We start from the raw sequence: 26,267 nt of genomic DNA, 5'->3' as shown, positions 1-26,267 counted from the left end.
TGATTTTGGTAAAAAAACGTACCTTTGAGCAAAAATTATTCTCTAATGATAAGTCAATTTTTGATTTGTTTAGCATTTGTTTTTCTTGTCATGGCTCATCATTTCTAATTAATCTTTTAATATTGGGGCTGTAAGAAAATCCGTTAGCTCAAAAGTAATCCCAAATTCTTTTAAATACGCCTCTATAACCTGCCAAGGTCGTAAAAGATCTGCCGCGAATACTGAAAAAACTATTCTCGGGATTGCAAGAAATAAAGTTATTGTTGCCAAATAACGTCATGAACCAATGGGAATTGTCCATCTCGCTTTTCAAGCTTATTTTACACGGATTTAACGACCTAATAGACAACGGTAACCTTCCAGAAAAAATCCGTCTAAGTTAAAAATTGTTATCTTATGATCTAAGCCCCAATCCAATAGATGCTTCACAAGAAATTACGAATCTTAAAACTCTTTGAGAAAAAATAAATTGGCACAAAACCTAGTGGCAAAATATACAAAACCCGCTGGCAAGCTACACACGCAAGAGCGAATAAATACAAAATTCAATGGAGCGGGCGATGGGATTCGAACCCACGACCCCAACCTTGGCAAGGTTGTGCTCTACCCCTGAGCTACACCCGCTGACCGATTCGATATATGTCTTGCCTGTATGGCGTAGGCTTCTACGAATTGCAACAAAAAAATATCATTTTAGTTTGATTTATTTTGTACATGTTTTAATAAATTGAAATAAAGATTGATTTTAGAAGATTCTTCAGTAATAGATTATTCCTTTTTTAATTTTGCATAGAGAGGGGTGGAGTATAATGTTGAAGAGAATAAAAATATTAGGGATTATCATTGCAGCTGTTTTTATGATGAACAGTGTTGCAAAAGCGGATGACCAAGTTAAACGCGTTAAAGTTGCAATTACACAGATTATGGTCCATCCTGCTGCGGATACCGTTCGTAAAGGTGTGGAAGATGTTCTTGCAGAAAATGGCTATAAGCAAGGTGAAAATTTTCAACTTACCTTTTTATCAGCGCAAGGCAATATTTCAACAGCAACGCAAATTGCACGTAAATTTGTTGGTGATAAACCTGATGTTATTGTAGCGATTACCACGCCTTCAGCACAAACAATGCTTGCGGCGACAAAAACAATTCCTATCGTCTTTGCTGCGATTTCTGATCCTATTGGAGCTAAAATCGTTTCTTCGCTTACCAAACCTGGCGGTAATATGACGGGAAGTTCTGATCGTATAGATGTTGCAGAAAGTGTTAAACTTTTACAAGAAGTAAAACCAGATTTGAAAAAACTCGGTTATCTTTATAATGCTTCTGAAGCAAATTCTGTTTCAACACTTAAGGTGTTAAAGAACGTGGCAAAAAAAGTTGGAATTGAAGTCATTCCTTCATCGGCGCCAAAACCTTCTGATGTTCAGGCGGCAACGCGGGCTTTAATTGGTAAAGTGGATGTTATTTTTATTCCCGCTGATAATACGGTTCTTTCTGTTTTAGAAGGAGCAGCAAAAGTTACACAGGAAGCAAATGTTCCTGTATTTACTGTCGATTCTAATTCTATTGGACGCGGTCCTTTTATGACGCAGGGCGTAAATTTCTATGATGTAGGGGTTGAAGCTGGGAAATTGGTTGTGCGTATTCTAAAGGGTGAAAAGCCTGGTGATATTGATGTTGTGCAGGCGGCTAGTAATGACATTCGAATTGATATGAAAGCAGCAGAAAAAGCGGGGATTGTTATTCCGCAGGCAGTTATTGATCGTGCGACAAAAGTGATTCAATAACTTTGATAGGATGTTGATACAATAAAATACGTTAAGTTTTCATGGGGATTGTCTTTACATGAATATATTTGCGTTTTCTGGCGCTGTGGAATTGGGTCTTATTTATGCGTTTGTGGCTATAGGGGTTTATCTCTCTTTTCGCGTTTTGGACTTTCCTGATTTAACAGTTGATGGCTCATTTCTTCTTGGGTCTTGTGTCTGTGGCGTCTTGATTCTTTTAGGTTTTAATGCATGGACAGCTATGGCATGTGCTTTTTGTGCAGGCATGGTAGCTGGTTTATTAACAGCTATGTTGAATTTGCGTTTTGGTATTTTGAATCTTTTGGCTTCCATTTTAACAATGTCAGCGCTCTATACGGTTAATCTTCGTATTATGGGAATTATGGGAGGATCTAATATTAATTTAGCGCTTGCTGATACGGCGTTAACGCCCTTTTATAATCTGTTTGGTTTGTCTGATATTTTTGTGCGTCCTCTTTTCATTGGTACTGTATTGCTGGTTGTAGCGTTTTTGATTTGGCGTTTTTTGGAAAGTGAAATAGGTCTTGCTATGCGTGCAATGGGAGCTAATCCACGGATGGCTACAGCTCAAGGGGTTCATACGTCGGCGCTAATTTATTTTGGTATGGGGCTTTCAAATGCCTGTGTTGCACTTGGTGGTTCTCTTTATATTCAAACTGCAATTGCAACGGATATTACCGGTGGAATTGGAACAATTGTTTTTGGATTGGCAGCTGTGATTATCGGTGAAACTTTGTTTCGTACGCGTAATATTTTTTGGATTATAATCAGCTGTATTGTGGGGTCTGTGCTTTATCGTGTGGCGGTGCAATTTGCATTTGAGGCAAATGGAATTGGTATTGATACGTCGACAGATCTTCAGTTGATTACTTCACTGTTGGTTATTTTAACCCTTATTGTGCCACGCTATTGGAGGAGGCGTAAACGTGATTGAGTTTTCTCATGTTGGGGTTACATTTAAACCGCAAACACCTTTGGAAAAACAGGCTTTGATTGATATTAACCTTAAAATTGATCAGGGTAGTTTTGTTACGGTTATCGGTTCAAATGGCGCTGGTAAATCAACCTTGCTCAGTGTTTTAGCAGGTGCAACGCTTCCCTCAACAGGGAAAGTGGTTATCAATGGGCAAAATGTTTCTAGACAATCAGTCAGTGAACGCGCTGGAAAGGTTGCTTGTGTTTTTCAAGATTCTTTGATAGGCAGTTGCGGTTCTTTAACAATTGAAGAAAATTTGGCTCTTGCTGCTCTTCGAGGAAGTCGTCGTGGTTTGCGTTCGGCTTTAAACCATGAGAAACGGCAATTTTTTCGAGAAAAAATTGCTCAATTAGGCATTGGTCTTGAAGCATATATTCATAATCCTATGGACAGTTTATCAGGTGGGCAACGCCAAGCTGTTTGCCTTGTGATGGCAACATTAGCCCATGCGGATGTTTTATTGCTTGATGAACATACCTCAGCGCTTGATCCTGGAATGGCTGATTTTGTGATGCGGTTGACTGAAAAAATCGTTGAAGAGAAAAAACTAACGACTATCATGGTGACTCATTCTATGCGTCAGGCTCTTGATTATGGCGATCGCACCTTGATGTTGCATGGTGGAAAAGTGATTTTGGATGTCTGTCATGAAGAGCGTAAGGGCTTGGATGTCAATGATTTAATTGGCATGTTTCAGAAAGTTCGCGGGGAAGTTCTTGATGATGATGAACTGTTAATGGATTAATAATGTGGCTCAGAAAAAAGCACATGAAGTTGATCAGTTTTTAACGCGTTTTTCACGTGCTTTTCCTATTGTTCTCATTTATGGGCCAGATCGTGGTCTTATTTGTGAGCGTGCACAATGTTTTGCAAAACTTACACAGGTAGCAATAGAAGATCCATTTTCGACAGTTCGTTTGGATGCTGCTGAAATTGATAAAGATCCTGCACGTTTGGAAAATGAAGCGCGTACGTTATCGCTTTTTGGGGGAGATCGTTTGATATGGATCTCTAATGCTGCTAACCAAAAAGGTTTTCTTGCTGCCTTGAAAATTTTAATTGAGAAGCCACCAGAAGCCTGTTTTATTCTCATTGAATCAGGGGACTTAAAAAAAGGAACAGGGTTGCGCAATGCTGTTGAAACGTCATCAAAAGCAATGGCTTTGCCCTGTTTTGCGGATGATATGCGTTCTCTTGACGGTTTGATTGATGAGGTTTTAGAGCAGTTTAAAAAGACTCTTTCTTTGGATGCACGTAGATGGTTGCATGAAAGTTTAGGGGCGGATCGCCTTGTATCACGAGGTGAATTAGAAAAGCTTTGTCTTTATGCTGCAAATGTTCATATTACTCTTGAAGATGTGAAAGCTGTTGTAAGCGATGTCAGTGCTCTTTCTCAAGATGAAGTCATAGATGCTCTTTTATTAGGTGATATATCAGGCTTTGAAGTGCATTTTAATCGACATGCAGCATTGCATGGGGCGCTTTTTTTTATTTTGAGTACAGCACAAAGGCATTTTCAGCAATTACAGCTATTGCGTTATCAGGTAGAGGTTGAAGGAAAATCGCCTTTTACGGTGGTTTCTCAAGCACGGCCTCCCATTTTTTTTCAACGGAAAAAGACAGTTGAACAAGCTTTAAAATATTGGAAGTTAGAACAGATTTCCTACGCAATGGAAAGAATTCAGGGTGCTGTTTTAGACAGTCGTAAAAATCCACTTTTGGGTGAAGCTATCATTCGTCAAGTTTTGTTAGGGCTCACAATTATTGCACGACGCCAGATGGCAGCTTAACAGTTTAAAAATATGATGATTTTTTATTTTTAGTACGCCACAGAGGTATTTTCAGCAATTAAAACTTTTGTGTTAACAAGTAGAGGTTAGTTGTAGTTTTGAAGAGCTTGAAAGTTTTATAGAAATTTTTCTTTAGAAAAATTATTTATCTTCGAAAGGCAGTTTTTACACCGTTTTATTATCTTGTTGTGCCGTAAAACACTGTTGGTTCGTGATATAGAGCTCAGGTAAAATTTTACGCATTCGGTGTTTTTGTGTGAGTATGTGGTGAATATTAGGCTGGTTCATAGCGCCTTAATTGGGGTAACACCCCTCATGCAAAACAGAGCATCTCAAACAACAGAAGACACTTGTATGGTAAATTCATACGCTTTCTTAGAAATATTTTTCAATGCGCGTCATATCTATTTCGCGACGGCGTTTGTGAATGGTATAACGGTAAAGTTCTCCGTGAAGAATATAAAATCCATAGAGCATCTCTATCTTTACGCTTAATAAAAGTGCAAGCCAGAGCACTATCATATATTTGCCTAGTCTCTAATTTGCTACAGTTTTTGGCATTAGAGAGCGTTTTTCATCATTTTTTTCTCACATGCCTTCTTGTGACGTGCAGACAAGAGATTTTAATTGATAAGAGGATTTGTGATGGAAGAATTTTACCGTATTTGAAGTTATGATTCAAATTGAAAAACAATTATTATATTTATAAATCAATATATTATAGATTAATAGAATCACTTAAAATAGTGAACCAGTGGAATCTTTTAGATAAGAAAATGAATTGTTTGCAGATCGGTATGAATTAAGAATCTTCGTGGGATGAGGAGAAAGTCAAGATAGATTATGATGAAAACGACAGTACCTATGGGGAGACTTTTATGTTTGATACAGGGATGATTATCTTAGCAATGAATGCTCTCAAATTCCAAGGATTTTCGCAACATTGGGGGGTAGGCAAATATAATGATAGTGTTTTATTAAGTGTAAAGAGGCTCGTACTTAATGGATTTATAGTTATAACATTTACGAACACTGTTGTGAGATAGGCTGGGGAGCGAGATGCTTTTTAAAACAAATGCATGAATTTGTAATCCAAATCTATTCTGTTTGGGGCGTTCTATTTTACGTGAGGGTTGTGATTCCATTAAAGGGATGTTTGGTGTTTTTGTTATCAAACTTTTTCTTTATTGAGAGGGGGTGTTTTTCTCGTATTTGTTTGATTTACGGTATCAGGAATTGGGAGAGGAAAATGTTTTTAATGGTATTTTTTGTATGCGTTGTTTTACGGTGTTTTCAATATTCACAAAACTTGTGTTGATGTTGTAGGTGGAGGCGTAATACGTTCTTATATAGGTCTAATGTACAAATTAATAAATGTATCGGGATAATTGGGAAAGAGTTGGTGTCTGCTTACGCTTTTGATGTGTTTTTTTATGAGTAAATTAGTAAGATAAAGTAAACTGATGAGATTTTATGTAGAGTCGTTGTTATCATAATTGAGAGTGCATTTATATTTTGTTTCAGTGATGTGCTTTGATCAGTAATTAAGTGGGAGTTTTAGAGCGTGATGTTAGATTTCTCGTCATTTATTTTTTATGTGTTTTCTAGGTAAAATGATCTGTTGTCAGCTTGCGCAGGTGATGATTGGTAAACTGCGTTATTCTTTATTCTCTAGTTGTCGTTTTTTAATGTTTTACGCATAATTCTTGAACAAACAGACAGGAAAATTATGATTTTACAATTGTCTTTATTGCCATTTGCAAAGAATCTTTGAAGGTGAAAGATGCCCCATATTCAATTTGAAAAAATAGCGCTCATTGGGATCGGTCTGATTGGATCTTCTTTAGCAAGGGTGATTAAAAAGAAAAATCTTGCGGCTCAGATTTCTATTGCAACGCGTCGTTCAGAAACCCTGAAAAGAGCGCGTGAATTGGAGCTTGGGGACTTTTATACGACAGATAATGCAAAAGCTGTTGAAGGAGCGGATTTGGTTATTGTTTCTGTTCCTGTTGGGGCGAGTGCAGAGGTGGCAAAAAATATTCATGATCATTTAAAACCTGGAGCGATTGTGAGTGATGTTGGTTCTACGAAAGCGTTGGTTATTGCGGAAATGGCGCCTTTATTGCCAAAAACGGTTCATTTTATTCCAGGGCATCCTATTGCTGGAACGGAATATTCAGGACCGGATGCTGGTTTCGCTGATTTATTTATGAATCGTTGGTGTATTTTAACGCCTTTTGCTGAGAGTGATGCTGCTGCTGTCGCACAATTGACAGCGTTTTGGGAAGCTTGTGGTGCGCGTGTCGAAAAGATGGAACCTAAACATCATGATCTTGTTTTGGCTATTGTTTCGCATTTGCCGCATTTGATTGCTTATAATACTGTTGGGACAGCGAGTGATTTAGAAAAGGTGACAAATTCAGAAGTGATTGCTTATTCTGCTTCCGGTTTTCGTGATTTTACGCGTTTGGCATCTTCTGATCCCGTTATGTGGCGCGATATTTGTTTGCATAATAAGGATGCTATTTTAGAAATGTTGAGCCGTTTTAGTGAGGGGCTTGCTTTTTTAGAGCAGGCAATTCGTTTAGGAGATGGTGAGACATTGTTTAACTTTTTTACACGTACGCGTGCTGTACGTCGCAATATTATTGATGCTGGACAAGAAATTGATGCTCCTGATTTTGGACGTCAGAGTGTTTCTAAAAAAGGGTGAGTAAAAGCAAGGGTTTTTTGTTGAATTTCATTGGTTTTTTCTAGAAATTGATAAGAAGTTTTCTCTCTATTCAGTCATAGATTGCAATAAAAAAGAGTGGCGATTGCTTCGATACAGATAACCGTGACTTCAAAAGGTTTTATGTGCGCAAGATTATCGTGCTTAACTATCTATAGGGCATATGATGTACAGAAGAGGTTACGGATCTATAGAAGAGACAAAAAAATGAAGTCGTTGTAGAATTTCATATAGTGGGTTGTTGTTTTTGTTTTAGTATAAAGTCAGGCTTGACCGTATTGATTATTGCCCTTTATATTGCAACATTGGGAAATGTTTGTTTGCAGGGTTTTGATGATTTTTATAAAGCTTGAAATAGACAGAGGAAGAGTTTTACCAGAAAGTATTGAGATTTGTTAAGAAATATCTTTTGGTATAGCTATCGTATCCTTGTTGACGCAGTAAGCCATTATTGGCGTGATAATGGGAGTGCTTTTGCAAGCCATGTCGCGCTCTCTGGGCTTTTAGCATTTTTCCCTTTTTTTATTTTTGGAACTTCTCTTGCCAGTTTTCTTGGTGCTTTTACATATACACCGCAAAAAATCAAAGCACTTGTGCAGTTATTACCAGATGTCATTGCAGAGCCTTTATCTCAGGAAATTATCAATGTTTTAACCATACAGCGGGGAGGAGTGTTGACAGTTTCTGTCATTGGAGCGGCTTATTTTGCCTCTAATGGGATAGAGGCATTACGTACAGCTTTAAATAGAGCTTATCGTGTTGTTGATCGGCGTAGCTTGTTGTTTTGTCGTTTTCAAAGTTTGTTTTTTGTGATTCTTGGAGCTGTTGGTCTTATTGTGATCAGCGTTTTGTTGATTTTAACACCTCTGCTGATCAAGATTATGCAAAATCATTCTTTTTTCATTACAGAATATATCGGTATCATTCGTCTATGGCGTTACATAATCGCAGCGGTTGTTCTCTTTGTAAGCCTTTTGATTGTTCATAAATGGCTACCAGCAGAGCGGCGGAAGTTTATAGATATTTTACCAGGAATTGTACTGACAATGTTTGTATGGTTTATGGCTTCAATTGCTTTTGCTCAATATTTAACAATGTTTGATTATATTTCTACCTATGCAGGGTTAGCATCTATTATGGTTGCTATTATTTTTCTTTACATATTGAGTGCAATTTTTATTTTGGGAGGAGAAATAAACGCGGCGATAATGTTTTATCGCAAGCATTTGCAACATTCAGATGAATGAAAGAACCTAACTATTGCGTGAAAGCCAAGGTATGAATATCCCAATAAAGCCTGCTATCACTTTGTTGATTGATGCGGATGCTTGTCCTGTAAAAGATGAAGTTTATCGTGTGATGAATCGTTATCAGCTTAAGACATTTGTTGTGGCAAATCGTTTTTTGTCCCTTCCGGATGAAGCACTCATTGAAAGAGTGGTCGTTGCTGGTGAATTCAATGGTGCTGATGATTGGATCGTAGAACATGTGCATGAGGCAAGTATTGTTATTACCAGTGATATTCCTTTAGCAGCACGGGTTGTGCAAGCTGGGGGTTTTTGTCTTTCGCCAACGGGGCGTATTTTTGATGTAAATTCAATTGGTCAGGCTTTGGCGATGCGCAATTTGATGGAAGATTTGCGGGGACAGGGCAGTATAACGGGTGGTCTCCGTCCTTTTTGTCGTAAAGACCGTTCTGCTTTTTTATCAGCACTGGATCTCGTTATACAACGTTTAAAAAGACGCGGTTATTAGGTTATAGGGCTTCTTTTATAACAGCTTTTATAAGTGCTTTGGCATCGTCATTGGCCCATGGAGCTGCACCATTGAAGGAAGCAATGAGATATCCCTCTTTATCGATGAGAAATGTAATGGGGAGTCCTAAAGCAAGCCCCTGTTTTCTAACATTGTTGAAAATATCCATTGTTTCATCGCGATAGTAAAGCAAATTATTCGCATGAATATTCTGTAAAAATTGCTGAATTTTTTCAGGAGAAGCAGTTTTATCGATATTAATAGCTATGACATCAAAGTTTTCTCCACCTAATTCGTGTTTTAATTGCGCAAGTTCGGGCATTTCTGTGCGGCAAGGTGCACACCAAATAGCCCATAGATTGATCAGCATCGGTTTTCCAATAAATTCGCTGAGTGTGTGCTCTTTTCCTTGAATATCCTTGAAAGAGAGTTTCTTCATATCTGAGGGCGTATCAGCAAATCGTATGTGGCTAAAAAAGCCTTTTGCTGCTTTTCGGATTGCCATCATTTTTTCTTCTCGTGTTTTATCAATGTTTATTTTTTGTGCTTTTGCTGCTGAAATGAAATTGAAAAGGAAAGACTCTCTTTTGTTATCGTAGTTTGTGGTTGCGTATAAACTCAATGCAATGATAAAGAATGCAAGGGAGAATTGCCTTTTTTTATTGTTTTTTTCGCTGGTGAAAATTTGAGAAATCATAATTTTGTCCTTTGTATGGGTGTTTTCAGAATATGACAGATGAGAAGTTAAAGAACCAAATGTGGAGTGGTCGGTTCGCGGCAGGTCCTTCTGCAATTATGGAAGAAATTAATGCCTCAATTGATTTTGATCAAAAACTTTATCGACAAGATATTGAAGGTTCCCTTTCTCATGCGGCTATGTTAGCGCAAACGAAAATCATTTCACAATCAGATTATAAAAAAATTGTTCATGGTTTGAAACTTATTCGCCAAGAAATTGAAGACGGTAAATTTGTTTTTTCACGAAAGCTTGAAGATATTCATATGAATATTGAAGCGCGGCTGAGCGAATTGATTGGTCCTGTAGCAGGGCGTTTGCATACGGCGCGTTCACGCAATGATCAAGTTGCTGTTGATTTTCGCTTGTGGGTGCGTGAAGCAACGCAAAAGATAGCACAAGCTTTAAAAGGATTGATAGAGCAATTGCTTATTCGAGCAGAACAACATGTTGATACCTTTATGCCAGGCTTTACGCATTTACAATCAGCACAACCGGTAACATTTGGCCATTATATGATGGCTTATGTTGAAATGTTTGGTCGAGATTTATCGCGGATGCGTGATGCTCTTGAGCGAATGAATGAATCGCCTTTAGGGGCGGCTGCTTTAGCAGGGACAGGCTTTCCAATTGACCGTTTTATGACAGCAAAAGCGCTAGGCTTTCGAGAACCAACACGCAATTCGATTGATAGTGTTTCAGATCGTGATTTTGCATTGGAATTTTTAAGCGCTGGCGCTCTTTGTGCAACACATCTTTCACGTTTAGCAGAAGAAATAATTCTTTGGTCAAGTGAACAGTTTTATTTTATTCGTTTATCAGATGCTTTTTCAACTGGTTCGTCTATCATGCCGCAAAAGCGAAATCCTGATGCTGCCGAACTTGTGCGGGCTAAAGTAGGACGGTTGAATGGCGCATTAATGGGGCTGTTAACGGTGATGAAAGGGTTACCCCTTGCTTATTCGAAGGATATGCAAGAAGATAAGGAATATGTCTTTGATGGGGCTTTGAGTTTGGAATTATCACTAGCAGCAATGACAGGGATGATTGCTGATTTGAAAGTTAATAAAGAAGCTATGAAACAAGCCGCTGATTCTGGCTATGCAACTGCAACCGATTTTGCTGATTGGCTTGTACGCGAATCAGGGATTCCTTTTCGCGAAGCACATCATATTACAGGGCGTGCTGTGGCATTAGCAGAAAAAAAACAGTGTCGCCTTCAGGATTTATCATTGGATGAACTTCAAGCAATTTGTCCTAATATCAATGCGACACTTTTTGATGTTTTGACCGTTGAAAAATCTGTTGAAAGTCGCAAAAGCTTTGGGGGAACAGCACCTTCAGAGGTTCTTCGGCAAATTACGTATTGGAAAAAGCGTCTTGTGAGCGCTTGAGTGATTGTATTTTAAAGGTAAAAAAGAGATCGAGATGAGGAAAGAGGACAGATGAAAATTATATTAAAGGGGTTAATGATTGTCCTTTTAGGAGGCGTTTGTGTCGCTGGGTGTGGGCGTAAAGGGTCATTGGAAATGCCTCTTACAAGTGTGGAAAAGTCTGTGCAAGGAACATCTGTTACTCAAAGTGAAGGTGATAAACCTTTTATTCTTGATCGTTTGATAAAGTAGGAGGAAAGTGTGGATTTTTTCTCTTACCATCAAGGTATGCTTCATGCTGAGGGTTGTTCACTTGCTGTTCTTGCGCAGGAGGTGGGGACTCCTTTTTATTGTTATTCCGCCAATGCATTGGTTACACGTTTTAAAGACTATAAAAAGGCATTTCAAGGGATGCCTAGTCTGCTTGCTTATGCGGTTAAAGCCAATTCTAATCAAGCAGTTTTACGGCTTTTAGCGAACAATGGAGCGGGAGCTGATGTGGTTTCAGAAGGGGAATTACGGCGCGCCCTTGCTGTTGGTATTCCGGCACATCGTATTGTTTATTCTGGTGTTGGTAAAACCATGAGAGAGATAGATTTTGCTCTTGCTCAGGATATTTATTGTTTTAACGTTGAATCAGAGCCGGAACTTGAACAGTTATCTCAACGTGCTGTTGCGCTTTCAAAGATAGCACGTGTTTCATTGCGCATTAATCCAGATGTTGATGCGAAGACCCATAAGAAAATTACAACAGGAAAATCTGAAAATAAATTTGGTATTCCATTGTTGTTGGCAAGAGAGGCTTATAAAAAAGCGGACTCTTTACCTGGATTGCAGGTTTGCGGTATTGATATGCATATTGGCAGTCAGATTTGTGACTTAAAGCCATTTGAAGAGGCATTCCTTCTTATTGCAGATTGTGTGCGTCAATTGTGGAGCGATGGCTATGCAATAACGCATATAGATATCGGTGGTGGGCTTGGTATTGCCTATGGTTGTGAACAACATACTGTACCTTCTCCTTTTGATTATGCTGCGCTGGTAAAGAAATATATTGCTCCTTTAGGGATTAATATTGTTGTGGAGCCGGGGCGGAGCATTGTGGGTCAAGCTGGTGTACTGATGACATCTGTTCTCTATTTAAAAAGGGGACAAGGGCGGAATTTTGTTATTGTAGATGCGGCGATGAATGATCTGATGCGTCCAACGCTTTATGATGCTTGGCAAAATGTCGTCCTTGTGAAAAAAGCAGCAAAAGACGCTCCCCTTATTCGTGCAGATATTGTTGGTTCTGTTTGTGAGACTGGCGATTATTTAGCATTAGATCGTTACTTGCCGATTTTGGCACCCGGTGATCTTTTAGCAATTACGCAAGCTGGAGCTTATGGTGCTGTGATGGCGAGTACTTATAATAGCCGACTTTTGGTCCCAGAAGTTCTCGTTCAAGATACGTGTTATGCGGTTATTCGTCCACGTCTTGATTATGCTCAATTGATGGGATGTGATCATATTCCTGATTGGGTTGAGAATTCTTAAGTGTTTTTGGTCTTATTTTTACTAAACTTTGATGAAACAATTTATTTTCTAGAAATTGTCTTGTATGGGGTTTATGATCTTAATGCACCACGATAAAAGGGGATAAATGCTTGTTTATGAAAAATAAAAACATCAAAGGCTTTGCAATGAAGCTTTTGTGTGTGCGCATTTTGATGTGGGGAATCCTTTCATTTGAACGGATGTGGGTACGGTTGTTGCCATTTTTCCTCGTTGTTAGTCTCTTTTGTTCGTTTAGCTGGTTGGGACTTTTTGGCATTTTGGGCTATTGGTCACATTTGCTCTTACTTGGGGTTATACTTGTTTGTGCTGGAGCGAGTTTATTTTTTCTTGTTCGTTTTCGGTTTCCCACAATACGGGAAGTGAATTGCCGTCTTGAACGCGTCAATGATCTTAGACATCAGCCTTTGAATATTCAGATAGATCGTTTATGTTCTGAAAATGATGAAGATTTTAGTGCTGTTATTTGGCGTGAACATCAACGCCGAATGGCAAAACAATTATACCATTTAAAAACTGGATTTATCTCTCTTAATAGTGCGGATTATGATCCTTTGGCTTTGAGGGCTTTGTGTGTTCTTCTTTTTGTTTGCGCTTTTAGTTTTTCTTTTGGTTCACAAGGGGGGCGTTTGGCTGATGCCTTTGATTTTCGTCCTGTTGTTGATGAAAAATTCATGCGGATTGATGCTTGGGTAACACCACCTGCTTATACCGGTGTGGCACCGATTTATTTGACAAAAGATGAGAAAACACAACTAGAAATCCCTGAAGGGAGTAATGTTGTTGTGCGTGTTGTCAATGGGGCTGGCGTTACAGTAAAAGCAAAGTCTGTAGAAGATGGGAGGGAAATTTCGTTTTCAGAGAAAACGGAACAAACAGCTTTGAATGATCCAATCGCTCATTTTGAAACACATTTAAATCATTCAATGAATTTATTTGTATCATCACGTCGTAAAAAACAGCAGTGGCATTTGCAGATGATCAAGGACACGCTTCCGACAATTCATTGGCTGGAAAAACCAGGGCGGATTTTAACGGGATCGTTAGAGTTACGATATGTGGTGGATGATGATTATGGTGTGACAAAGGCTTTTGTTGAAATAGAGCCTTTTCTTCCTCAGAATAAAAGTGCTTCTTCTCTTTATAATGCTCCGGAAATAGAGCTTCTTCTTCCGCGTGGTGGAAAGGGGAAAATGCGGATGGTGCAAGATATATCAGCGCATCCATGGGCGGGTTCGCAAGTCAAAATTACTTTGGTGGCAGAAGATGGTGCGGGGCAGAAAGGGCGTAGCAAAACTTTTGTTATGACATTACCGCAACACGTTTTTTCAAATCCTGTCGCGCGTGCGGTGAGTGAATTGCGTCGTTTATTAGCGCTTGATGCTTCTGCGAGAGAGCGTGTATTGGATATGCTTTCTGCTTTGCTTGTGCGTCCAGAAAGGGGGGTGCAAAATGTAATGCATTTTCTTGTTCTACAAAGTGCGTGGACAAGACTTTCTTTAGCACAAACAGAAGAGGATTTGCGTGGTGTGGTGGATTATTTATGGCAAATTGCTTTGGGTATTGAAGACAATCAGCTTGAATCCGTGCAAAAAAATTTAAAACAAGCACAAGCTGCTTTACGTGATGCATTGCGTTACGGTGCTTCAGCGGCAGAAATTGAACGCCTTATGGCAGATTTACGTCAAGCTATGGATGAGTATATTCGTGCTTTGGCTGAAAAAGCACCAGATACTCAAGTTTCTAAAAATTCTAAAAGCTCAAAAAGCACCAATCTTTCTGAAGCTACACTACAAGAAAAGCTAAATTTAATTGAGGAAATGGCTAAAACGGGCTCTTCTTTAGCAGCTGAACAACTCTTGGCGGAAGTTGAACAGACGCTTGATCATTTGCATGTGCAAAAAGGCAATCAAAATGAGGGAGAAAAAAGCCAATCTGCACAAATGAAAGAAAAGATGGACCAGCTTGGAGATTTAATGCGTCGTCAGCAAGAAATTCTCAATGAAACACATCAGTTAGAGATGGAACAAAAACGCGGAGAAAATGTGCCGGAAACACAGAAAAAATCTTTAAAAAAACGTCAAGCTGAATTGCAGTCTGAATTATCAACATTAGAAAAAGAATTATCAGAACAAGGATTTGAAACAGGAGGCGCATTGAAAAGGGCAGAAGAAAAAATGAATTCTGCGGAAAATGCTCTTGATAATGGAAATCATCAGGTATCTATACAAAATCAGTCTGACGCTTTGGAATCTTTGAGGCAAGGTGCACAAAATGTTTTGAAAAAAATGCGCGAGACACTCAAAGAAACGGGAAATGATCAAAATGCTGATTCTGGTCCTAAAGATCCGTTAGGACGTCCACTTTCTTCAAAAACAGATGAAGGACAAGAAGGTGAGGCACTACCACAAAAAAGTGATCAAATGCGTACGCGGCAGATTTTGGATGAAATTCGCAAACGTCTTGGTAAAGAGCATATTCCAGAAGAAGAAAAAAACTATCTTGAAAGATTGCTTCATTTTAATTAACCAGTGTTGGCTTTTTTCTTAATTGATGTCAGAAACAGTGTATGAAGAACCTCTATGGGGTTCATCTCCAAGAAAATGATTAAAGCGCTTGTAACGCAATAATCATCCTGCTGTACTGATTTTTTAATCATTTAAGTTTAAAATATGAAATATTGAAATAATTCGCTATTGCGGAAAAAGAGCAGAAGTCCATATAATTTGGGTATATGAAAATCTGTAATGTTTGGAATTTGTTTCTACATGGTATGTTGAATTGGATATCGTTACGCTGAAAGATTTTTATGCTTCTGCACTTGGGCTGCGTGTGCAAAAGACGCTGTGTGACCAATTGAATTTATGGTGGCCTAATCTTACGGATAAACGGATTATGGGGTTGGGTTATGCACTTCCTTATCTTTCTACATTGCGTGAACGTGCCCAACAATGTTTTGCTTTTATGCCAGCTTCCCAGGGTGCTTCGCCTTGGCCTTGTGCTGAGCAAGTTGCTACAGCGCTTGTTTTTGAAGAAGATTTGCCGCTTCCTGATGCGTCAGTTGATTGTATTTTATTGGTACATGCATTAGAATATACAGAAAATTCATTTGAAACGTTGAATGAAATATGGCGTGTTTTAGCACCCAATGGCCACTTGATCGTTATTGTACCTAATCGCTCTGGCTTTTGGGCGCGCAGTATTACTACGCCCTTTGGTTATGGCGAGCCTTATAGTCGGCAACAAATTACACGTTTGTTCGAAAAAACAAATTTTGTTTCTGGGCCAATACAAGAAATTGTACATTATATGCCCTCTACGGGTTATGTTTCGCGGTTGTTCTCATTTTTTTATGAGCCATTTGCACGCTATCTTTTGCCTTATTTTGGTGGACTCTTAATGTGTCAGGCACAAAAACGTGTTTATCAAGGTTTGCTGGTACAGCGTCGTCAATCGCGACGTGTTTTTATTCCTGCTTTATCACCACAAGTGCGAAATATTTTAATTTATAAAGATAATTAATCATTTTGCCATTGGCATAAGAATCGCAAATATAGAAGGCTTCCCTTATTTCAATTTTTGCACATTATATGTGAAGGTTTTTTCATCTCGTTTTTGTTTTCATTTAAGATATTAAAATTGTTTTTGAAATAGTAAATCTCGAATTAAAGATTTAAACGATAACCATTTTGATCTGTCATGAGAATTTGTGCATTGGAGGGATCTTTTTCGATTTTTTGTCGCAAACGATAGATATGGGTTTCTAAAGTATGGGTAACAATATTTTCATTATAACCCCAAACTTGTTCTAACAATGTTTCACGGCTGACAATTTTATCATTAGCATAATAGAGACATTTAAGAATTGCTGCTTCTTTTTCTGTGAGACAGATTTTATTGTTGCATTGATCAAGAAGAAGTTTTTGTCTTAGTTTAAAAGTATAGGGGCCAAAATGAAAGGTTGCGTCTTCATTTTGTTCATATTGGCGCAACTGTGCTCGAATTCTCGCTAATAACACCGCAAAGCGAAAGGGTTTTGTCACATAATCATTGGCGCCTGTTTCAAGATCTAAAATATTATCGCAGTCTGTATCATGATTTGTTATCATGATAATGGGGGCACGAAATCCTTGGATGCGTAATTTTTTCACGGCTTTGAAACCATCAAGATCAGGAAGTTCAAGTCCCAAAATAGCGAGATCAATATTTTCTTCTTGGATTATTTTCATTCCCTCTTCTGCTGTTTTTGCTTGGAAAATTTCAAACTCTTGATGCATTTGCAATTGTTCTACTAAAATGGGGCGTAGATTATCGTCTTCAACAATTAAAAGAGTATAGTGGTTCATGTTTTTCCTTATAGGCATGTTGAGGCACTGATTGGTAAAGAGTAGTTTCATGAAAAATGAGATTTCATGCAAGAAAAATTAAAACAGGAAAATTAAAAAAGAGCGTTTCTAAAAAATAAACTTTTATAATTTCTATGGTTGCTTGCCGAAAAGAAGGTATTTCCGTCTGCAGAGTATTTTACGTATTGGTTGGAAGCATTTGTTTATGCTCTAGAACGTGTTTTAGCTATTGAGTGTTATCATCTTTACGCTTATGGAGAAATAAAGCCGGCACTATCATACACTTTGCCAGCTCGTGGGTGTTGCGGATAGTCCTTGGCACTTGAGACTCTTCATAAGAGGAATTTTTAGTCCTTTCTTTCACGTTTTTTATCCATACGGGACTTTTCCTGCTTGTAATGTGAAAGAAAATAGCTTTTGATTGATTTAATATAAACAGGTTGGGAATGAGAGAATCCTGCGGTATGAGGGGCTCTCATCCAACATGTAAAACAATGAACACTCAATATGATGCGTTTTTTAAGCGTGAAGATAACTGTGCAACACCTTACACATATGCACTGTTTAGGAGAATTTCACGGTTATTTTTATTGTTTTTTATCCACGTTCAGTTTTGTTTTTTCGTTGCATTTGTGTGCGAAGGGGTCTGTGTGTGATGTTTGTGGTGTTGCTTATTATAATCGTTGAGTAAGCTTTGTCTTTAGCAATGCCGAAAAGATGCATCATAAAGAGGTTTTTTATGCAATGCTATGAAGCATCTTTTTATATGAGCTAATGAATAAAAATTATTGTTTTAAGATAAAAGCATTTCCATCTTAAGGTTGCCCATCAAACAAACTTCTTTCCATTCATCTTCTGTCACGGGTTGCACTGATAAGCGGCTGGCATTAACCAGTACCATATTTGCTAGCTTGGGATTGGCTTTAATTTGTTTTAATGAAACAGGTGTTGGCATGTCACAAAGTGCGCGGATATCCACACATTCCCAGCGTGGATCAGAGCTTGTAGAATCAGGGTGTGCTTCAGCACATATTTCTACAATGCCTACAATTTCTAAACCTTTATTTGAGTGATAAAAAAAACCTTTATCGCCATATTTCATGGCGCGCATATTATTACGGGCTTGATAATTGCGTACACCATCCCATTGTTCGCCATCAGCTCCTTTTTTCTTTTGCATCTCCCATGACCATTTATGGGGTTCAGATTTAAAAAGCCAATAAGCCATGAGTTCTCCTTTTTCATAGACTGTTATGCATTCATCATGTGCATTTTTATAAGCATCTTTGTAACACCATCAACGATGATTTTTAAAATGGGGTAAAGAACGGGCATTATTTGTTTTTTCTTGTTTCAAAATAACGTGTAGCAGAGAAACGCGATTCATTGATATTTCATGTTGTATAAGGGTATTTTGCTCTTTGCTTATCTTTTCAGCTATGGTTTGAAATGCGGTCACTATAAGAGTTTTTTGGAGAAAATTAAGAAAATTGATTCTAAAAAGCTTCAAGATTACAACGGCAATGAAACGAATAGATGATCAAAGATGATGAGGTCAAAGAATGGTTTTCATATCTATACTTCGTGGGAGAGAATAGATCTTATTATGCCGTAAAATACCGTCATTTGAAGTGTAATGATATAAGGCAGTTTTTTGAAACATGAAATTTTTTAGAATGTGTGGTGCATATTTAGGTTTGCGTGTCGAGCTTTGGATTAAGTGAATTGTGTGAGTGGGAAGCAGGTGGAATCCGCTCGATAGGGAATTCGGACTATCTACAGACCGGATTGAGTAGAAATCTTCGTTCTTTAAGATGTGTGTGGGGCGTCAGTGTTATTATGCTTTTGTTCCACGGCGTCCCATCCCGATCAAGGGCGTGGCTTTTTCATCTAATGGCCAGCGTGAACGGGGTGCAATGTCAAGAGAGCTTGTTTCTCCTCGTGCGAGTTTTTGTGCACCGGCAAAAGCAATCATTGCAGCATTATCGGTACACAAGGAAAGAGGAGGAGCTATAAATTCAAAACCATGTTGATAGGCAAGTTCTTGCAACGTAGAACGAATGGCTTGGTTTGCAGCAACACCGCCTGCGACAACCAAAGCAGGAGAACGCTTTCCTTGATCATGAGAGAGAGGATATTGGTGGGTAAAGTGTTGTAGGGCTAGGTGAATACGATCATGTACTGTATCGGTCACGGCGGCTTGAAAACTTGCGGCAATGTCAGCAATATCATTTTCCGTAAGAGGAGCTATGGCTGTTGCGGCTTGTCGAACAGCAGTTTTGAGTCCTGAAAAAGAAAAATCTAACCGTTTTTCACCTTTTAAAGGGCGTGGAAGGGGGATGCGATTTTTATCACCAAATAAAGCTGCTTTTTCAAGTGCTGGTCCACCAGGATAAGGAAGACCTAAAAGTTTTGCAGTTTTATCAAAGGCTTCTCCTAATGCATCATCAATGGTGGTTCCTAAACGTTGGTAGTTACCTACTCCATGAACAATGATTGTTTGTGTATGACCCCCTGAAACTAAAAGTAATAAATAAGGAAAGCTAACGTTGTGCGTTAACACAGCTGTTAAAGCATGTCCCTCTAAGTGATTTACCGCAATAAATGGTTTGCCAGTGGCAAGAGAGAGAGCTTTTGCGCTCATAACGCCTACCAACAATCCTCCTATCAAACCTGGTCCACTGGTGGCTGCAATGCCATCAATATCTTTTAATTTTGTGTTTGCTTCTGTTAGTGCTTGCAGAATTAAATGATCAAGAACTTCAACATGGGCACGAGCAGCAATTTCAGGAACAACACCGCCGTAAGGTGCATGGTGATCAATTTGGCTCCAAACAACATTGGAAAGAATTCGGCTGTTTGATTCATTGTTATATTCAATGACAGCCGCTGCCGTTTCATCACAACTTGTTTCTATTCCCAGCAGACGCATTTTAAACAAAACCTTATATTGAAGCTTCTTTCCTGCGTGCGTACCATGAACAGAAAAAGATGCAAAGTATTTCTCTCAGAATTGATTTTTCTATGAAAAAATATGTGTTTTGGCATTTTCTTTGAATTTCATGATATTGTTGATTAAAAAATAAAGCTGTATTTTTGAGTATAAAATGCAAATGTGTTTTTTAAAACTTGTCTATTAAAGTCTATAATTGTAAATATTATTGAAAAAAATGAGATTTGGAAAATCTCTATAAAGTTATACTCTTTATAAAAAGAATGTAAAACAAACGAAGATATTTGAGAAAAGCTTCATTTTTAAAACTTTTTTCATTTTATTATTTTATCATTAAAAAAAGTGTGCACAAAAAGTGACAGAGATGGTCGATTCTTCAAAACCAAAAGTTAAACCACATTATGCTGGTACGCGCCGTAAGAAACCAGTTATTGAACATGAAGCTGTTCCCCATGATTCAGAGGAAAAAATCCACGATTCTGTAGAGTCTCATGCGCGAGAAAAACAGAATATGCAAGGTCAGGATAAAAGTAGCTCTCGTACAACTTGGTTTTTCTTGTCCTTTTCTGGGATTTTGGGGGGATTCATTGCTTTGGGAATTTTTATGGGGCTTCAATGGGCTGGTTTTTTTCCTTCTTCTTTTGTGGAAAATTCTGCTGGAGGGGAAAAAGCTTTGCAGATTGCTGAAGCCGCAAAAAGTCAAGGTGAAGACACAAAGGAACAATTGAGACGGGTGTTTCAAGAAATCGATGCGTTAAAAACAGAGTTTTCTTCTTTTTCATCACAACAGTTTAAAACAACGAAAAACGATGAACTATCGAAAGAAGAAATCAAAAAAGCTTTTGCGATTTTAGAGGAAAAAGTAAAAGCTCTTGAAGAAACTATACAAACTTTTGTTAGAGAGTCGAAAGAGATAGAGACGGCTTTGTCTGTTGGGCAGAGCAATGCAAATGATCTTGCTGCGTTAAAACAACAGTTAGAAGCTATACAGGAAGAAACTGCTGTTAAAAATAGTGAGAAAAAAGAAATAGATACCGCGCTCTTTACTGCAATTAGTTCATTAAAAAATGCTATAGAGCGTGGTGGATCTTATAATAATGAATTAAAGCTGTTACAGCAATTATCGCCTTCGATTGATAGACTTGATGTGTTGCAAAAAACAGCTACTGTGGGTCTTCCAAGTTCAGCACAACTTTCTGTTGATTTTTCTCATGTTGCCGATGCAATTGTTGGTACGCAAAATATTGTTGCGTCAGATGCTGGTTTTTTTGACCGAATTTTAGCGTGGATAAAAGGGCTCATTGTTTCGCGACCGATTGGCAATGTTGAAGGGACGACGCTGGGGGCTATTGCGGCACGCATGGAAGTTGCCATTCAAGCTGGTGATTACGAAAAGGCTTTGAGCGAATGGCAATCATTGCCTCAAAGTGCAAAAGATGTTTCAATGGATTTTGTTAAGCAGCTTGAAAGACATATTGCTATTCAACAGTTGTTGCAGCAATTGTTATTGTCTGTGCAACAAGGATCTTTTAAGGCAACAAAGATGTAAATAGGCCCAAGATGATACGTGTTTTTATTTATATTTTTGTTGTTTGTATCCTCGGTTTAGCTTTCGCGTGGGTTGCTAATCACAATGGTATTTTTGTTCTTACATTTTTGCATTTCAGATTTTCTGCTTCATTGCTTACAGTGTTAAGTGTGCTTATTTTGCTTTTTGTAACGCTGGTGCTTTTATGGTGGTTATTGTCTTTCTTTTTTTCCTTACCGCGTGCTCTTTCCAATTATTTGTATAAACGCAATCAAAAGCGCGGTTATGAAGCTCTTTCAAAGGGGATTCTTGCAACTTTTGCTGGTGATAGTATGGTTGCGCAAAAAATGGAAGCACAGGTTGCTAAATATCTTGCAGGAAAACAAGAGCCATTGGTAAAACTCTTACAAGCGCAAACCTTGTCTTTACAAAATAACTCTGTTCGCGCCATCGGTCTTTATGAGGGGATGAGAAAGGAAGATTCGACAAAATTGGTTGGACTTTATGGTTTGTTTCGTGAAGCGATGAAGAGTAAAGCTTATGAGGCAGCGCAACAATATGCCGAAGAGGCGCTGACTTTATCGCCAGCACTTTTATGGGCGCATCAGGCGGTGCTTGATCGGTTAAGTACTGAGGGTAAATGGGATAAGGCACTTACTATTTTTGAAAGAGCGCAAAAAGCTCTTCCGCGTTCTGTTCGCGCGACTCCAGAGCGGCAGCATATACAGGTTTTACTATTAAGTGGGCAGGCACTTTCTTTGTTTGATACACATCCTGTACACGCACGTGAAGCCATTTTGAAAGCCCATAAATTGGCACCTGATTTTGTTCCAATAATAGTTATTGCTGCTGATATTCTTTATAAGTTAAATGAAACGCGTAAAGCGGATAAAATGATTATAGCGGCTTGGCAAAAGGATCCTCATCCTGATTTGGCGGCGCTTTATCTCGAAAGAGAAGAAGGAGCTATTGGGCGATTGAAAAGGGCTAGGACACTTGCTTCTTATAATAAAGATGCATTTGAATCGGCTTTCCTTATTGCTAAAGCAGCTTTAGATGCTGGTGAAACAGCATTAGCGAGAGAGCAGGCAAAAAAAGCATTACAATGTCATCCACGGGAAAGTGTTTATTTATTGTTGGCAGATATTGAAGAGGCACAGGGAAACAATCAAGGTGCTGTGCGTCAATGGCTTTCTTTAGCACTTCGTGCTGAACGTGATCCAGTATGGATGTGTGATGGGTCCATTTTTTCTTCTTGGTCAGCGGTTTCTCCAATCAGTGGACGTTTGGGCGGTTTTGAATGGAAGGCGCCTCCCTGTATGCCTTCTCTCACATTAGAGGCGGACAATATTGTGCCGAAAAAGCAAGGCAAAGAGTATGTTATGGGAAAAAGTGATGGTGTTGAAGATAAGAAGCTTGAAAAATTAACACCCATAGACGATTCTCTTTTGCATAATGTGCAGGTGGAGAAACAAGATATAAAAGAACAAGATGTAAAAATGTTCAGTCAAACTCACTTAAATGTTGATGATCCAGGGGTGAAAACAGAAGAAGAAACATCTTTATCGAGGAAAAAATTTCGTTTATTTTAAATTGCGCCAATGTGATATATGAGTGTTTTCTAAGAAGAAATAATTAACCTAGAAGAAAAAACATCATTAGTCTTGTCCAATAAAATTATTCTCTTATGCTTTAAAAATGAAGTTTTGCTTAGTTGCAGAGGTGATTGGTTAAAAAATGTTTTTAAATCAGAGATGTCTTGATAAAAAACAAAAAAATAACAAACCAAGGATTGCTGTTGTTATTCATCGGCGGTCTACCTATACTGGTCGTTTAGGAAAATTTTTACAACAAAATGGTTTTGTTCTTGATATTTATCGTCCTATTTTTGGACAAAAACTCCCTGATACATTAGAGCATTATGCCGGTGTTGTTATTTTAGGGGGACCGATGAGTGTGAATGACAGCGAAGCCTATATTGGTGAGGAAATTGATTGGATTTCGTTATCACTAAAGGAAAATAAGCCTTTTTTGGGTATTTGTCTTGGAGCACAAATGTTAGCGCGAAATCTAGGGGGGCGCGTTGGTACAAGAAGTGATGGGACTGTAGAAGTCGGCTGGTATCCACTAGAAGCAACCCCTCAAGGGAAGGAATTGATGAATTGGCCAGAAATGGTCTACCATTTCCATGAGGAAGGTATTTATGATTTACCGAAAGAGGCAATGCTTTTGGCAACAGGGCATACATATCCTACACAAGCTTTTCGTTATGGAAACAATGCATGGGGTTTGCAATTTCATGCTGAGTTTACACGTGCTATGATGCGGCGTTTGGTCGTGCGTTCGGCACATAAATTGACTGAAAAAGGTGCTCAACCTGCTTGTGCACATTTGAAAGGTCGTTTAATTTATGATCAAGCTTTAAGCCAATGGTTTGAAGGTGCATTACGACAGATTTTTTGTGTACCGCCCGCATTTGTGTGAGTGTTAGAAACACTATTCATTATCGTTCTTGTTGTGCTGTAAAACAGTATCGTTTAAGGTAGAGATAGAAAACTCATGTAAAACTTTACACATGAGGTATTTTTTGTTAGAAAGTGTAACGGATTTTCTTAAAAAGATCTTGCTGATTAGGCTTATGAGATACTGTACTTTAGAACGATGTATAGGAACTCCTTGAAGTGATCAGTAGATAAAATCCGGTCGATTAAGAAGTTGTATTGTTTATAAACTGACTGTGGTTAAGAATCTTTGTCCTTTTTAGGGTGGGGAGGAAGTTAAGAGATAAAGAAAGTTTTAATGTTGTCTAAATCCTTTCAAATACCGTCATCACAAAAGAGATTTTCTTTGAGCTATTTAATTTGTGGGCTCGTTTGTCTTGCTCTGATATTTATTTATAGCGCACTCTGGTTTTTTTTTCACGTAAAATAGAAGAGCAAGTTTCTGATATATTTGCAAAAGCGTCTTCCTATAATATGGCGGCGGTATGTGAGAATGTGCGCAAGGATGGTTATCCTTTACGTATCGGTGTTGTTTGCGACAATTTTCAATTTTCTTGGCCTTTACATGGGGTTTCTTTATCGACGGGGCGTTTGACGGCTGGTGCACCAATTTATGCACCTCATTTGGTCGAGTTTAATGTTCATTCTCCTGCATCCATTGTTTTTTCCGGACAAACTTCTATAGTATCGCGTTGGCGCAATTTGGTTATTGAAACAGAACCTTATTGGAAAACGGGTAAAACATTGAAGTTTATAGCTGAAGGGCTTGAAATTTCACCACTTTCCTCTTCCCTTGAAGATAAAAAACCTCAAGAAGCATTAGGAGCACAAACAACAGATAAAAAAACGACACAGGAAAATGTAGAAGATCAGGCATCTTTGCAAAATACGCATGACATGATTACTCAGCCGTTAGAGACAAAAGATACGCCTCAAAAAATAACGGCAGAATTTTTGCGCTTTGATCTGAAACATGAAAATAATGATTTATTGGGAAATATAACTTTTGACGGTTTTGATGTTTCTCTGGTTTTTACATCTTCTTTTGTTGATGTCCCAAAAATTGATGGTAACTTGAAAGTGATTTTAAATGACATCTCTTTTTTGTCTGAAGATGAAGGAAAAAATTGGCAACAGCGACTGTATGGAAAAAGTGGGCTTTTAAAGCAAGGTGAATTGACTTTTCATACAGGCGGTGGGTTACGTATTAGTGGACCTTTTTCTTTTGATGAAGAAGGATATTTGACAGCAGAATTCGAACTTGTCCATATTCAGCCCATGAAGCTTCTTAACACTTTGCAGCGCTTATTTCCCGCGCAGGACAATAATCTTCAAGCGTTATTTTTTATTTTGGGTGCACTGCCTAAAAATGCCGATGGCGCTCCCGTTCTCCCCTTGCTCATTAACAATGGGTGGGTAAAATTAGGTTTTTTAAAACTTGGTCGTCTCGCTCCACTTTAGGTTTTATACCCAAGCCTTTTTTCATTTTTACCACCAAATTTCGATTTTTTCTGATTTTCACACTTTTTTGCAATTTTAGAGTGTCAAAATCTATTTTAACAAAATGCGTATTTAATGGTAAAAAAATAGCTGTAAAAATAAAAAATTACCACTTACTCCTAACTAATCCCACCTCTTTTCACTTAGTACAAAATCTTATGTCAAACTACATATAGCAACAGTGTTTGTGTGGAAAAAGTGGCATTTTAAAGTATGCTGAATTGCCTTTTTATACAGGTAGTGTGGTGCCGTGTTAGGAACCTTTTTTCTTTATGTATGGAATTTGAGTATATTGCATATGTCTGTTTAGGGTGACCTTTGAAATAGGTAAAACAGCCTAGTTGGATGAGAATATGAAGTTGTAAAGGGGAAAATGGACGTCCATCTTTTCATTTATGGAGTAAGAAGCTAAGGGGGGCACCATCATATTTATATTTTCCCACTCCTAATGTTTATACAGCTTTTGGCATTTGAGGTGGTTTATGAGGGGCATTTAGTTCTTTCTTTAATATTTTTTATCTATACGGTTTTCCCATTTGCAATATGCAAGGGGAAATGCGTTTAGTTGATTGAATATAAACAGATTTGAAATGAGACAAACTTAGAATATCAGCTTCTCCTTCAACATAAAAATAATAAAATTATGATTGTAAATCAATATATTATATTTTTATGTTGAAGGATGTTTGACAGTAAAATTTGAATTTATTTTTTAT

Annotated in this window: 21 protein-coding genes and 1 tRNA gene; 16 read left to right on the top strand and 6 right to left on the bottom strand. The window is 38.2% G+C overall.

Annotated elements, in window-relative coordinates:
* Positions 1–549: 549 nt before the first annotated feature.
* Positions 550–624, bottom strand: a tRNA-Gly gene (locus tag ACFIJ9_RS00300).
* Positions 625–809: 185 nt separating this feature from the next.
* Between ACFIJ9_RS00300 and ACFIJ9_RS00295 the strand changes: the two genes are divergently transcribed.
* Genes ACFIJ9_RS00295 through holA form a run of 4 tightly spaced genes read left to right on the top strand, consistent with a single transcriptional unit; the run spans position 810 to position 4,574 of the window.
* A complete protein-coding gene (locus ACFIJ9_RS00295) occupies positions 810–1,787 on the top strand; it encodes an ABC transporter substrate-binding protein (RefSeq protein WP_375635327.1) in 978 nt (325 codons plus the stop codon).
* A gap of 58 nt (positions 1,788–1,845) precedes the next feature.
* Entirely contained in the window at positions 1,846–2,742 is an 897-nt protein-coding gene (locus ACFIJ9_RS00290; protein WP_375635326.1) for an ABC transporter permease, read from the top strand.
* The gene (locus ACFIJ9_RS00285; protein ID WP_015857078.1) at positions 2,735–3,529 is read left to right on the top strand and encodes an ABC transporter ATP-binding protein; all 795 of its coding nucleotides are present in this window, start codon (positions 2,735–2,737) and stop codon (positions 3,527–3,529) included. Before ACFIJ9_RS00290 ends, ACFIJ9_RS00285 begins: the two co-directional genes overlap by 8 nt.
* A 4-nt stretch (positions 3,530–3,533) precedes the next feature.
* Positions 3,534–4,574: a DNA polymerase III subunit delta gene (holA, locus tag ACFIJ9_RS00280; RefSeq protein WP_375635325.1), complete on the top strand. Its 1,041-nt coding sequence runs from the start codon at positions 3,534–3,536 to the stop codon at positions 4,572–4,574.
* A gap of 375 nt (positions 4,575–4,949) precedes the next feature.
* Here holA and ACFIJ9_RS00275 read toward each other — a convergent pair whose 3' ends face one another.
* Positions 4,950–5,096, bottom strand: coding sequence for a hypothetical protein (locus ACFIJ9_RS00275; RefSeq protein WP_375635324.1), 147 nt, complete (start codon positions 5,094–5,096; stop codon positions 4,950–4,952).
* A 1,261-nt stretch (positions 5,097–6,357) separates the two neighbouring features.
* Between ACFIJ9_RS00275 and ACFIJ9_RS00270 the strand changes: the two genes are divergently transcribed.
* From ACFIJ9_RS00270 to ACFIJ9_RS00260, 3 genes are all read left to right on the top strand, one after another.
* Entirely contained in the window at positions 6,358–7,287 is a 930-nt protein-coding gene (locus ACFIJ9_RS00270) for a prephenate/arogenate dehydrogenase family protein (protein WP_375635323.1), read from the top strand.
* 410 nt (positions 7,288–7,697) lie between these two features.
* Positions 7,698–8,552 (top strand): YihY/virulence factor BrkB family protein, encoded by an 855-nt coding sequence (locus tag ACFIJ9_RS00265; RefSeq protein WP_375635322.1) that lies wholly within the window; start codon positions 7,698–7,700, stop codon positions 8,550–8,552.
* A gap of 31 nt (positions 8,553–8,583) precedes the next feature.
* Positions 8,584–9,060, top strand: coding sequence for a YaiI/YqxD family protein (locus ACFIJ9_RS00260; protein WP_375635465.1), 477 nt, complete (start codon positions 8,584–8,586; stop codon positions 9,058–9,060).
* A 1-nt stretch (position 9,061) separates the two neighbouring features.
* Here the strand turns inward: ACFIJ9_RS00260 and ACFIJ9_RS00255 are convergent, their stop codons facing one another.
* The gene (locus ACFIJ9_RS00255; RefSeq protein ID WP_375635321.1) at positions 9,062–9,757 is read right to left on the bottom strand and encodes a TlpA disulfide reductase family protein; all 696 of its coding nucleotides are present in this window, start codon (positions 9,755–9,757) and stop codon (positions 9,062–9,064) included.
* Positions 9,758–9,789: 32 nt separating this feature from the next.
* Between ACFIJ9_RS00255 and argH the strand changes: the two genes are divergently transcribed.
* The 5 genes from argH (at position 9,790) to ACFIJ9_RS00230 (ending at position 16,245) form a co-directional block, all read left to right on the top strand.
* A complete protein-coding gene (gene argH, locus ACFIJ9_RS00250) occupies positions 9,790–11,190 on the top strand; it encodes an argininosuccinate lyase (protein WP_375635320.1) in 1,401 nt (466 codons plus the stop codon).
* A gap of 51 nt (positions 11,191–11,241) precedes the next feature.
* Positions 11,242–11,421: an LPS translocon maturation chaperone LptM gene (locus tag ACFIJ9_RS00245; protein WP_375635319.1), complete on the top strand. Its 180-nt coding sequence runs from the start codon at positions 11,242–11,244 to the stop codon at positions 11,419–11,421.
* A gap of 9 nt (positions 11,422–11,430) precedes the next feature.
* Positions 11,431–12,705, top strand: coding sequence for a diaminopimelate decarboxylase (gene lysA / locus ACFIJ9_RS00240; RefSeq protein ID WP_375635318.1), 1,275 nt, complete (start codon positions 11,431–11,433; stop codon positions 12,703–12,705).
* A gap of 116 nt (positions 12,706–12,821) precedes the next feature.
* A complete protein-coding gene (locus tag ACFIJ9_RS00235; RefSeq protein ID WP_375635317.1) occupies positions 12,822–15,251 on the top strand; it encodes a TIGR02302 family protein in 2,430 nt (809 codons plus the stop codon).
* A gap of 223 nt (positions 15,252–15,474) precedes the next feature.
* On the top strand, positions 15,475–16,245 hold the full coding sequence (locus tag ACFIJ9_RS00230; RefSeq protein WP_375635316.1) for a class I SAM-dependent methyltransferase: 771 nt from the start codon (positions 15,475–15,477) through the stop codon (positions 16,243–16,245).
* A 143-nt stretch (positions 16,246–16,388) separates the two neighbouring features.
* On the opposite strand, the gene ACFIJ9_RS00225 is transcribed toward ACFIJ9_RS00230, so the two are convergent.
* The 3 genes from ACFIJ9_RS00225 to tsaD all read right to left on the bottom strand — a co-directional run bounded on the left by ACFIJ9_RS00225 (position 16,389) and on the right by tsaD (position 20,001).
* Positions 16,389–17,069 carry a response regulator transcription factor gene (locus tag ACFIJ9_RS00225; RefSeq protein WP_375635315.1) on the bottom strand — a complete coding sequence of 227 codons (681 nt, stop codon included), beginning with the start codon at positions 17,067–17,069 and terminating at the stop codon, positions 16,389–16,391.
* A 793-nt stretch (positions 17,070–17,862) separates the two neighbouring features.
* Positions 17,863–18,297 (bottom strand): EVE domain-containing protein, encoded by a 435-nt coding sequence (locus ACFIJ9_RS00220; RefSeq protein ID WP_375635314.1) that lies wholly within the window; start codon positions 18,295–18,297, stop codon positions 17,863–17,865.
* Positions 18,298–18,906: 609 nt separating this feature from the next.
* The gene (gene tsaD / locus ACFIJ9_RS00215) at positions 18,907–20,001 is read right to left on the bottom strand and encodes a tRNA (adenosine(37)-N6)-threonylcarbamoyltransferase complex transferase subunit TsaD (RefSeq protein WP_015857065.1); all 1,095 of its coding nucleotides are present in this window, start codon (positions 19,999–20,001) and stop codon (positions 18,907–18,909) included.
* Positions 20,002–20,386: 385 nt separating this feature from the next.
* On the opposite strand from tsaD, the gene ACFIJ9_RS00210 reads away from it, so the two are divergent.
* The 4 genes from ACFIJ9_RS00210 to ACFIJ9_RS00195 all read left to right on the top strand — a co-directional run bounded on the left by ACFIJ9_RS00210 (position 20,387) and on the right by ACFIJ9_RS00195 (position 25,512).
* Positions 20,387–21,571, top strand: coding sequence for a mitofilin family membrane protein (locus ACFIJ9_RS00210; RefSeq protein ID WP_375635313.1), 1,185 nt, complete (start codon positions 20,387–20,389; stop codon positions 21,569–21,571).
* Positions 21,572–21,582: 11 nt separating this feature from the next.
* The gene (locus ACFIJ9_RS00205) at positions 21,583–23,142 is read left to right on the top strand and encodes a heme biosynthesis protein HemY (RefSeq protein WP_375635312.1); all 1,560 of its coding nucleotides are present in this window, start codon (positions 21,583–21,585) and stop codon (positions 23,140–23,142) included.
* Positions 23,143–23,287: 145 nt separating this feature from the next.
* On the top strand, positions 23,288–24,034 hold the full coding sequence (locus tag ACFIJ9_RS00200; protein WP_375635311.1) for a glutamine amidotransferase: 747 nt from the start codon (positions 23,288–23,290) through the stop codon (positions 24,032–24,034).
* Between the two features lie 422 nt (positions 24,035–24,456).
* On the top strand, positions 24,457–25,512 hold the full coding sequence (locus ACFIJ9_RS00195; RefSeq protein WP_375635464.1) for a DUF2125 domain-containing protein: 1,056 nt from the start codon (positions 24,457–24,459) through the stop codon (positions 25,510–25,512).
* The last annotated feature ends 755 nt before the right edge of the window (positions 25,513–26,267 follow it).

The organism is Bartonella sp. MR90HLJMH, assembly GCF_042194115.1.
GTDB lineage: Bacteria > Pseudomonadota > Alphaproteobacteria > Rhizobiales > Rhizobiaceae > Bartonella > Bartonella grahamii.
The sequence above is the reverse complement of the archived record's forward strand: the minus strand, read 5'-3'. Positions and strand labels throughout refer to the sequence as shown.

Excerpts from the sequence above, each read along its gene's own strand:
- ACFIJ9_RS00220 (WP_375635314.1), bottom strand. The coding sequence starts at position 18,297 with ATGGCTTATTGGCTTTTTAAATCTGAACCCCATAAATGGTCATGGGAG.
- ACFIJ9_RS00260 (WP_375635465.1), top strand. The coding sequence starts at position 8,584 with ATGAATATCCCAATAAAGCCTGCTATCACTTTGTTGATTGATGCGGAT.
- ACFIJ9_RS00210 (WP_375635313.1), top strand. The coding sequence starts at position 20,387 with ATGGTCGATTCTTCAAAACCAAAAGTTAAACCACATTATGCTGGTACG.
- tsaD (WP_015857065.1), bottom strand. The coding sequence starts at position 20,001 with ATGCGTCTGCTGGGAATAGAAACAAGTTGTGATGAAACGGCAGCGGCT.
- ACFIJ9_RS00245 (WP_375635319.1), top strand. The coding sequence starts at position 11,242 with ATGAAAATTATATTAAAGGGGTTAATGATTGTCCTTTTAGGAGGCGTT.
- ACFIJ9_RS00205 (WP_375635312.1), top strand. The coding sequence starts at position 21,583 with ATGATACGTGTTTTTATTTATATTTTTGTTGTTTGTATCCTCGGTTTA.
- ACFIJ9_RS00290 (WP_375635326.1), top strand. The coding sequence starts at position 1,846 with ATGAATATATTTGCGTTTTCTGGCGCTGTGGAATTGGGTCTTATTTAT.
- argH (WP_375635320.1), top strand. The coding sequence starts at position 9,790 with ATGACAGATGAGAAGTTAAAGAACCAAATGTGGAGTGGTCGGTTCGCG.
- ACFIJ9_RS00200 (WP_375635311.1), top strand. The coding sequence starts at position 23,288 with ATGTTTTTAAATCAGAGATGTCTTGATAAAAAACAAAAAAATAACAAA.
- ACFIJ9_RS00225 (WP_375635315.1), bottom strand. The coding sequence starts at position 17,069 with ATGAACCACTATACTCTTTTAATTGTTGAAGACGATAATCTACGCCCC.
- ACFIJ9_RS00255 (WP_375635321.1), bottom strand. The coding sequence starts at position 9,757 with ATGATTTCTCAAATTTTCACCAGCGAAAAAAACAATAAAAAAAGGCAA.
- ACFIJ9_RS00270 (WP_375635323.1), top strand. The coding sequence starts at position 6,358 with ATGCCCCATATTCAATTTGAAAAAATAGCGCTCATTGGGATCGGTCTG.
- ACFIJ9_RS00235 (WP_375635317.1), top strand. The coding sequence starts at position 12,822 with ATGAAAAATAAAAACATCAAAGGCTTTGCAATGAAGCTTTTGTGTGTG.
- ACFIJ9_RS00275 (WP_375635324.1), bottom strand. The coding sequence starts at position 5,096 with ATGATAGTGCTCTGGCTTGCACTTTTATTAAGCGTAAAGATAGAGATG.
- ACFIJ9_RS00295 (WP_375635327.1), top strand. The coding sequence starts at position 810 with ATGTTGAAGAGAATAAAAATATTAGGGATTATCATTGCAGCTGTTTTT.